Here is a 9,229-nt window from a genome sequence, read left to right on the forward strand (position 1 = left end):
GGCTGCCGCCACCACGGGATCATCATCCGTCACAGGCGAAGCCTGCAACCCCCTCAGATAGGGTGATGCATATCCTCCAGCATCCGTTCAATACGCGGCCCGAGAATGATTTCCATCGCAAAGCCCATCTTGGTCCCTGGGATCACCAAGGTATTGGAGCGCGACATAAAACTACCCGGCAACATCTGCAGGAGAGCAGGGAAATTCTCTTCCTTATGGTCCCGGAAGCGGATGACCACCATGCTCTCGTCCGGTGTCGGGATATCGCGGGCAATGAAGGGATTGGACGTGTCCACCAGCGGCACGCGCTGAAAATTGATGTGGGCACGTGAGAACTGCGGGGTAATGTAGTGGATGTAATCTGGCATACGACGCAGGATGGTATCCACAATCGCCTCGGCAGAGTAGCCGCGCTGGGCATTGTCACGGTGAATCTTCTGAATCCATTCCAGATTGACCACTGGCACCACACCAACTAACAAGTCAACGTAATTAGTCACATCGACATCGTCTGTCTTCACACCACCATGCAGCCCTTCATAAAACAGCAGATCAGTACCAGAGGGGATATCCTGCCAGGGGGTGAAGGTACCTGGTGCGCTGCCACGCAACTCTGCCTCTGGCTCGTCGTGGACGTAGTAACGCATCTGTCCATGACCGCTCTCACCATACTCGCGGAACAGACGCTCCAACGCTTCAAAATCATTGCCTTCCGGGCCGAAATGGCTGATGGTTTTACCCTCGGCTGCAGCCTTGGCAATGGCTTCGCGCATCTCGGTACGGTTGTAACGATGGAAGCTGTCACCTTCAATGACGACCGGGTCAATTTTCAAGCGCCGGAAAATATCGTGGAAGGCGTGCTTGACGGTGGTGGTACCCGCCCCTGAGGAACCAGTCACGGCAACGACGGGATGTTTTTTAGACATAGGAATATAACCTCTTTGGTGAATAAAACCTGCAGGGATCCGCTCTGCGAGCAAGCATTCTTTGGGTCAGTTTAGCAAAGGGCGTCCGCTGGTCAATATAAAAGCCGCCACAGAGCCTGCGCGCTGGCCCGACGATGGCGTCAATGATGACTAAAGGCCGAGATTGCGCCAGATCGCTGCCGTCGCCTCAGCCTGATTCAGGGTATAAAAATGCAGGCTCGGCGCACCTTCCCGCAGCAGCAACTGGCACTGCCGGCTCAACAAGTCGATTCCGAGTTGATACTGGGATTGTAGATCATCAGCGTAGGCTTCCATCCGTCGTCGCACATACTGCGGAATGTCCGCTCCGCACATGGCAGAAAAACGGGATATCTGCTCAAAATTGGTGATGGGCATGACGCCGACCACCACCGGCACTTCAATCCCCTGCCGTTGCAACTCGTCGCGCAACTGCAGGTAGGCATCGGGATTGAAAAAATACTGGGTGATAATCGCATCCGCTCCAGCCTGCACCTTGCTCACCAGATGTGCCACATCATCACGAGCCGAAGTCGCCCGGGGATGAATCTCCGGATAGCCCGCCACATACACGTCAAAACCACCAAAATGACGGATAAATGCAACCAGATCTGCGGCATGCTGAAAATGGCCGGGATTCTCCATACCCTCCGGCAAATCACCACGCAAAGCCACGATGCGGCGTATGCCCTGCTTCTGGTAATCTTCGAGAATCTCCCGGATCCCGGCTTCCGTAGACCCAATGCACGAGAGATGCGGCACCGCCTCCAGATCATAATCCTGACGGATCGCGGTCACGGTAGCAAAGGTCCGCTCGCGGGTGGACCCGCCCGCCCCGAAGGTCACCGAAGCATATTCGGGACCCAAGGGGAGAAGCGCGGTTATCGCCTCCCGCAGACGTTCCTCACCCGCAGCATTTTTAGGGGGAAAGAACTCGACGGAATGTGCCATTAGTAGCGGTACGCATCCGCTTTGAAGGGGCCATCAACGGACACGCCAAGGTACTTGGACTGCGCGTCGGTCAGGCGGGTCAATACCCCCGCGAAACCCTCCACCATATAGCGCGCTACTTCTTCATCCAGAGCCTTCGGCAGGACGGTAACGGAGATGTGACCAGCCTTCTCCGCGGCAGGCAGATCGGCAAAACGCTCGCCGTACAGATGAATCTGCGCCAGCACCTGGTTGGCGAAAGAACCATCCATGATTCGGCTGGGGTGACCCGTCGCGTTGCCCAGGTTCACCAGACGCCCCTCGGAGAGCAGGATCAGGTAGTCGTCACTATCAGGATCAAAGGCCTTACCGGCAGCCGCATCGCGATAGACCTTGTGGACCTGCGCCTTCACTTCGTCCCAGGCCCAGGTTTTGCGCATGAAAACGGTATCGATCTCGTTATCAAAATGACCGATGTTACAGACCACGGCACCCTTCTTGATGGCCTTGAGCATACCGGCGTCACAGACGTTGAAATTGCCGGTAGCAGTCACCAGCAAATCCATCTGGCCCAGAAGATCACGATCAATGCTGGCATCTGTACCATCGTTGATGCCGTTTTTATAGGGTGACACGACTTCATAACCGTCCATACAGGCCTGCATGGCGCAAATGGGATCCACCTCAGTAACGCGCACAATCATCCCTTCCTGACGGAGGGAGGCCGCCGACCCCTTGCCCACATCGCCATAGCCCAGCACCAGCGCACGCTTACCGGAAAGCAGATGGTCGGTAGCCCGCTTGATCGCATCACTGAGCGAGTGCCGGCAACCATACTTGTTGTCATTCTTGCTTTTGGTCACGGAGTCGTTGACGTTGATGGCAGGAATTTTCAGGCTCCCTTCCCTGGCCATTTCCCAGAGGCGATGCACACCGGTAGTGGTTTCCTCGGAGACACCATGGATACCGGCCAGCAGTTCCGGATATTTCTGGTGCAGCAGGCCGGTAAGGTCACCACCATCATCCAGCAGCATGTTCGGGCGCCAGCCATCCGGGCCGGTGATGGTCTGCTCGACACACCACCAATACTCGTCTTCCGTCTCACCTTTCCAGGCGAAAACCGGAATACCCGCCGCCGCGATGGCCGCCGCCGCCTGATCCTGGGTGGAGAAAATGTTACAAGAAGACCAACGCACTTCCGCACCAAGCGCTACCAGCGTTTCGATGAGCACCGCAGTCTGGATGGTCATATGGATGCAGCCGGCAATACGCGCGCCCTTGAGGGGTTGCTGCGCCTGATATTTGCGGCGAATGGTCATCAGTGCCGGCATTTCCGTTTCGGCAATGCGGGTTTCTTTACGTCCCCAGTCAGCAAGGGAAATATCGGCGACTCTGTAATCAGCAGAACTTTTGAGCACAGCATTCATGTAAGTCATTCCTTGAGCATGAAAGCGAGCGCAGTTTTACAGATGGGAAGCATAGGTCGAGCCTGATCGTCGCCCCCGCCGCCTTTCCGGCCGGGAAAGCATCCAGCCGGGACGGCAAAGCGAGGCATGACGACTGCAGCGCCCCTCGACCCGATCTTCCAGCGGGGAGAACCCCCGCTAAGGCATTTTTACCGCAGTCCGGCAGCGTCGCGCAAGGCGGCGGCCTTGTCAGTACGCTCCCAGGTAAACTCAGGCTCTTCGCGACCAAAGTGACCATAAGCAGCCGTTTTAGCATAAATGGGCCGCAACAGGTCGAGCATCTGGATGATACCTTTGGGACGCAGGTCAAAGTGCTCACGCACCAGAGCGGCGATCCGGTCGTCGTCAATCACTCCGGTACCGAAAGTATCCACCATCAGACTCACCGGCTGCGAAACGCCGATGGCATAGGCCACCTGTACTTCGCAACGCCTGGCCAGACCGGCGGCCACGATGTTTTTGGCCACATAGCGTCCGGCGTAGGAAGAGGAACGATCTACCTTGGAAGGATCCTTGCCGGAGAACGCACCGCCGCCATGGCTACCCTGACCGCCGTAGGTGTCCACAATGATTTTGCGCCCGGTCAAACCACAGTCACCCACGGGCCCGCCGATCACAAAACGGCCGGTGGGGTTGATGAGGTATTTAGTATCCTTATGGATCATCTCAGGGGGCAGGACGGGCTTGATGATTTCTTCGCGCACCGCTTCGACGAGATCTGCATGGCTGATATCCGGGCTATGCTGGGTGGAAAGCACCACGGTATCAATGGCGACTGGGCGACCATCTTCATAGCGTACCGTCACCTGACTCTTGGCATCGGGACGCAGCCAGGGCAGGCGACCATCCTTGCGCACCATCGCCTGCCGCTCGGTCAGACGGTGGGCAAAATAGATGGGCGTCGGCATCAGCACATCCGTCTCGTCACAGGCAAAGCCGAACATCAGGCCCTGGTCACCAGCGCCCTGATCGAGGTCAAGGCCGGCACCTTCGTCCACGCCCTGAGCGATATCAGGGGATTGCTTGTCCAAGGTCTGCACCACCGCGCAGGAGGCCCAGTCGAAACCCATATCCGAGGAGTTATAACCGATCCGGCGCACGGTCTGGCGCGCCACATCCGCATAATCCACCACCGCTGTGGTGGTAATTTCACCCGCGAGCACGATCAGACCGGTAGTAATCAGCGTCTCGGCCGCCACGCGACCGCGGGGGTCCTGAGCCAGAATCGCGTCAAGAATGGCATCGGAAATCTGATCCGCAACTTTATCGGGGTGACCTTCGGAAACAGATTCAGAGGTGAAAAGATGACTTTTGGACATGCGCTAGGCTCCTCGCTGGCTAGGCCGACTGTCACAGTCGACAGGGACAGCGCGCACTATATCAAAGGAAAGCAGCACAAGCGAAGTGAAACGCGCTCACCGCAAAGGCAAAAATTGCTCAAGCGTGGCGGGTATACGGCTTAAGGATGCGCCGGACCGACCACCGGAAAAGAGGATTTTTTGCTACCGCCCCAAAAATAGGAAATACCACCTGTCACCTGTACATCATTGAGGTTAGCACTGCTGGGCGTAGGGGTACTAAAGAGCAACTGATCCTGCACACCTAGACGCAAACCAATCTGATCATTCAATAGATACTGATATCCCACCCCGAAGACACCCATCAACGAGGTGCCCCGCCCGAGCTGGTTATTAAACAGGTTGCTGGATGCCCCCAAACCCAGAGAGAGGTAAGGAGTGTCAGGGCTGTCAAAAGCGTAAAGATTACCGAGGACCGCGCCACTGTATTGATTGGCGGCGTTAGCGTGCGCGGGGCTCTGTAACTGAGCAAAGGCTGCCGCCACTTGCGCTTCAACCCCCACATGGGCATCCACACGATGCCCCAGGCGCAAGCCAACCACACCAGCATTACCTCCGCCACCCAGTCCGCTGGATGCATCAAAAAAGGTGCTCCCGCCAAAGAGATTGATGTAGGTCTCATCATGCGCAGACTGGCCCGCCGCCCAAACCGGAATGGCGAGGACAAGCCCGGAGAACACCAGTAAAGCACGCAACCCCCACTTCATAACCTAATGCACCTCGTATATAGCAGCACTGTGAACTGAAACCTGTTACAATCGTAGCCTGATTTAGATGAATATACCACACCCATTAGCCCATTTTGACAAAAAACCAACAAGGAGTTTTCATGTCCACTCTCGTCTGCGGTTCTCTGGCCTTTGATACCATCATGGTTTTTCAGGACCGCTTCAAAGCACACATTCTGCCTGATCAGGTACACATGCTGAACGTGTCCTTTACCGTCCCGGAAATGCGGCGCGACTTTGGCGGCTGTGCTGGCAACATCGCGTACAACCTAAAATTGTTAGGTGGCAACCCGCTGATTGTCGGCACCGCGGGCCAGGATTTCACGCCCTACCTCGATCACCTGAAAGCACTGGAGTTAGACACCAACCTGCTGCGCATTCTCCCAGACCGTTACACCGCGCAAGCCTTTATCACTACGGATTTGGACGATAACCAGATCACCGCTTTTCATCCCGGTGCCATGTTTCAGGCTCAGGAAAACCATCTGGCTGGCCGCATTCCGGAGGATGTGCGTTGGGCTATCGTCTCCCCGGACGGTCTCAGCGCCATGGTGCAGCATTTAACAGACCTCACCGAGGCGAACATCCCTACCCTGTTCGATCCCGGCCAGGGTTTGCCCCTCTTTGATACCGAAACCCTGACACGCCTGATTGATCGAGCCGATTACCTCACCGTCAATGATTATGAATGCCAGATGGTGCAGGCCCGCTCCGGCCTCAGCGTCGATGAACTCTGCCAGCGCCTGAAAGCCCTGATTGTCACCCGCGGCGAGCATGGCTCGGTGATTTATCATGATGGCGAGGAAACGATCATTCCGGCCGCCAAACCCAAAGCCGTTCTGGATCCCACCGGCTGCGGTGACGCCTATCGCGCCGGACTGCTATACGGTCTGGAACACGACCTCGGCTGGGAAACGATCGGCAAGGTTGCCTCGTTGATGGGCGCCTATAAGATTGAAAGTGCAGGCACCCAGAATCACCGTTTTACCTGGCCGGAATTCCAGGCGCGCTATCATGAAAACTTTGGCGAGAATATCAGCTAGATTTCGAGCCACTCAGGAAACGATAGGCTTATCTTCGGCATCCCAGACATTGATGCCACCACCAAGATTGTAAACTTCGGTGAAGCCCATCTCCTGCAAGGTCACCGCTGCCAGAGCAGAACGTGTTCCGCTATCGCAATAAAGCACGACGACCCGATCACGGGCCAAGGCCAACTCCAGATGGCAATGACTATAATCCGGATCAGCCAACGCCTCCAGATATCCGCGCGGTACATGGATAGCATCGGGTAAGTGCCCCTCCACGAAGGCGCTGGACTCCCGGACATCCACCACCAGTACATCATCGCGGCTGCGCAGCCAGTCCTCCAGCGTGTCGCAGTCTATCTCGCGAATTTGACTGCGGGCACTGCGTATAAAATCTGCAAGTGATTTACCCATCAGGGGCACATCACCTGAGCGAGATGCTTAGTGAGCTCGTCAACCCCAGCACTGGTATAATCCTTGCTCAAAGTGCCTGAAACCATTGCGCTAGTAGGTGCGTCCAGTTTTTCGCGCAGCAAACCCAGAATATGCGGAGAAGCGACAAGTACCAAGTGTTGGAACACATTCTGCTTACGTGCCGCCCCTAAATAGGTCGCCAGTTCACTGGCGAAACACAGCATTTCCGTCTCCTTAGGACTGGTTTGCCACTCAATGCCAGGTCGTGCCCCGGCGGCGAAACTCTGCTGAACCCGCCCCCCCGCATCTGTCACCAGATCGTCCTGATGTTTGCGACTGTCGGGATGGGTCCAATCCTGCAAGAGATACAGCCCTGTATCGCAACCTTCATTTCTGAAGAGGCGCGCTTCCGCGGCATTACTCACCAACACCCAGGTTACGGTAGCCATCATGTGTTTTCCTCCATCGATTAGTCCCTCGTTAAGTAGATGGATACGGTAACGACAAAAAACAAGCAATACCCCCTCTTTCCTTCGGCCATAACATCATCCTATGATGAGATTGCCTGTCACCCGCCTTTTGAGGAGTCCCACCATGCCCTCCCAACGCCCCAACAAAACCGTGTGCTCACTACCCCCTTTGGGCATGGATGCCTCCAGCCTGTGCATGGACACGCGTCATTATCTGCTGCGCACCCTGGGTGCCGAAGAGTCAGCCAGCTCGGGAAATAGTGTTTACACCGCACTGGCGATGAGCCTGCGTGACCGGCTCATCGAACGCTGGAAGAATACCCAGAAAAAGGTGGCTGCCGAAAATGGCAAGCGCACCTTTTACCTATCATTGGAGTTCCTGTTGGGGCGGACTATGGGTAATACCCTGCTCAACCTGGGTTTGGAAGACGCTGCGCGCGATACGCTTGCTCAGGAGCACCGTAAGCTGGCGGATATCCTCAAGGTTGAACCTGACGCGGGCCTAGGTAATGGTGGCCTGGGCCGTCTCGCCGCCTGCTTTCTCGACAGTTGCGCCGCTTTGGGTTTGCCGGTCACGGGTTATGGCATTCGCTACGATTACGGCATGTTCCGTCAGGAGATTCGTGGTGGCGAGCAGCTAGAGGAACCTGATCACTGGTTGAAGAACGGCTATCCCTGGGAACTGAAACGGCCGGAGCGCGTGCGCCGGATCCATTTTTTTGGGCGTAGCGATACCTATTATGATGCCTACGGGAAAATGCGTCAGCGTTGGATCGACACCCACGATGTCCTCGCCGTACCTTACGATATCCCCATCCCCGGCTATCGCAACGAGGTGGTCAACACCCTGCGCCTGTGGCGTGCAGCAGCCACCGATATTTTTGATCTCGGCGAATTCAACGCCGGCGCTTATCCGGAGGCGGTCGCGGCAAAAAATAGCGCAGAACACATCAGTATGGTGCTCTACCCCAACGACAGCAGCGAAAACGGCAAAGAACTGCGCTTGCGCCAACAGTACTTTCTGGCCTCGGCCAGTCTTCAGGATGTGGTCGCCGACTGGGTCGCCGTGCATGGCGAAAATTTCCGCGATTTTGCCCAACACCACTGCTTCCAGCTCAATGATACCCATCCCAGTTGCGCCGTGCCGGAACTGATGCGCCTGCTGATGGATGAGCATGGCCTGAACTGGCAGGACGCATGGGACATCACCAGTCACACCATGGCCTATACCAACCACACGTTATTGCCCGAAGCCCTGGAGCGGTGGTCGGTACGCTTGTTTCGGCAGCTTTTGCCACGCCTGCTGGAAATCATCCTGGAAATCAATAGCCGTTTTCTGCAGGAGGTAGCCCGGCGCGCACCGGGCGACACCGGCCTACTGCAACGCTTGTCCATTATCGAAGAAGGTGGCGAGCAGATGGTACGGATGGCGCACCTCGCTGTGGTGGGCAGCTTTTCAGTCAATGGGGTCGCGGCACTGCACACCGAACTCCTCTGCAATGAGCTCTTTGCCGATTTTCACCATCTCTGGCCAAAAAAGTTTAACAACAAAACCAACGGGGTGACGCCGAGACGCTGGCTGCAGTGGGCCAACCCAGGGCTGCGTGACCTCCTCACCGAGCGCATCGGCCCCGACTGGAAGCACGACCTGGAACGCTTGCGGGACCTGACAGCTGCAGCGGATGATGCGGAGTTCCGCAGGCACTGGGCAGAGGTGCGTCGCGTGAACAAGGAACGGCTGGCGGCGCTCGTGCATCAGCATACCGGCGTCACTTTTATCTCCGATGCCTTAGTGGACGTGCAGGTAAAACGCATCCACGAGTACAAACGGCAACTGCTCAACGCTCTGCATGTCATTCACCTCTACGACCGCATCAAGCGTGGCGAAGCT

Annotated in this window: 9 protein-coding genes and 1 riboswitch; of the genes, 2 read left to right on the forward strand and 7 right to left on the reverse strand. The window is 56.5% G+C overall.

What is annotated here, in order from left to right:
* Window positions 1–53 precede the first annotated feature (53 nt).
* From M7F93_RS10110 to M7F93_RS10130, 5 genes are all read right to left on the reverse strand, one after another.
* Window positions 54–926, reverse strand: a complete 873-nt coding sequence (locus M7F93_RS10110) for a phosphoribulokinase (RefSeq protein WP_298172864.1) — start codon at window positions 924–926, stop codon at window positions 54–56.
* Window positions 927–1,076: 150 nt separating this feature from the next.
* Window positions 1,077–1,895 (reverse strand): methylenetetrahydrofolate reductase [NAD(P)H], encoded by an 819-nt coding sequence (gene metF, locus M7F93_RS10115; RefSeq protein WP_298172867.1) that lies wholly within the window; start codon window positions 1,893–1,895, stop codon window positions 1,077–1,079.
* Window positions 1,895–3,301: an adenosylhomocysteinase gene (ahcY, locus tag M7F93_RS10120; protein ID WP_298172870.1), complete on the reverse strand. Its 1,407-nt coding sequence runs from the start codon at window positions 3,299–3,301 to the stop codon at window positions 1,895–1,897. Before ahcY ends, metF begins: the two co-directional genes overlap by 1 nt.
* Before the next feature lie 19 nt (window positions 3,302–3,320).
* A riboswitch (S-adenosyl-L-homocysteine riboswitch) is annotated at window positions 3,321–3,454 on the reverse strand.
* 35 nt (window positions 3,455–3,489) lie between these two features.
* Window positions 3,490–4,659, reverse strand: a complete 1,170-nt coding sequence (metK, locus tag M7F93_RS10125) for a methionine adenosyltransferase (RefSeq protein WP_291521091.1) — start codon at window positions 4,657–4,659, stop codon at window positions 3,490–3,492.
* 140 nt (window positions 4,660–4,799) lie between these two features.
* A complete protein-coding gene (locus M7F93_RS10130; protein ID WP_298172878.1) occupies window positions 4,800–5,405 on the reverse strand; it encodes an outer membrane beta-barrel protein in 606 nt (201 codons plus the stop codon).
* Window positions 5,406–5,527: 122 nt separating this feature from the next.
* On the opposite strand from M7F93_RS10130, the gene M7F93_RS10135 reads away from it, so the two are divergent.
* Window positions 5,528–6,469, forward strand: a complete 942-nt coding sequence (locus M7F93_RS10135; protein WP_298172881.1) for a carbohydrate kinase family protein — start codon at window positions 5,528–5,530, stop codon at window positions 6,467–6,469.
* A gap of 12 nt (window positions 6,470–6,481) precedes the next feature.
* Here the strand turns inward: M7F93_RS10135 and M7F93_RS10140 are convergent, their stop codons facing one another.
* A complete protein-coding gene (locus M7F93_RS10140) occupies window positions 6,482–6,868 on the reverse strand; it encodes a rhodanese-like domain-containing protein (protein WP_298172884.1) in 387 nt (128 codons plus the stop codon).
* Window positions 6,868–7,320 carry a host attachment protein gene (locus tag M7F93_RS10145; protein ID WP_298172886.1) on the reverse strand — a complete coding sequence of 151 codons (453 nt, stop codon included), beginning with the start codon at window positions 7,318–7,320 and terminating at the stop codon, window positions 6,868–6,870. The genes M7F93_RS10140 and M7F93_RS10145 overlap by 1 nt, the downstream gene beginning before the upstream one ends.
* 142 nt (window positions 7,321–7,462) lie before the next feature.
* Here M7F93_RS10145 and glgP point away from each other — a divergent pair.
* Window positions 7,463–9,229: glycogen/starch/alpha-glucan family phosphorylase (glgP, locus tag M7F93_RS10150; protein WP_298172889.1), on the forward strand; the 1,767-nt coding region annotated here is incomplete at its 3' end.

Source organism: Acidithiobacillus sp., from assembly GCF_027322205.1.
Lineage (GTDB): Bacteria > Pseudomonadota > Gammaproteobacteria > Acidithiobacillales > Acidithiobacillaceae > Acidithiobacillus.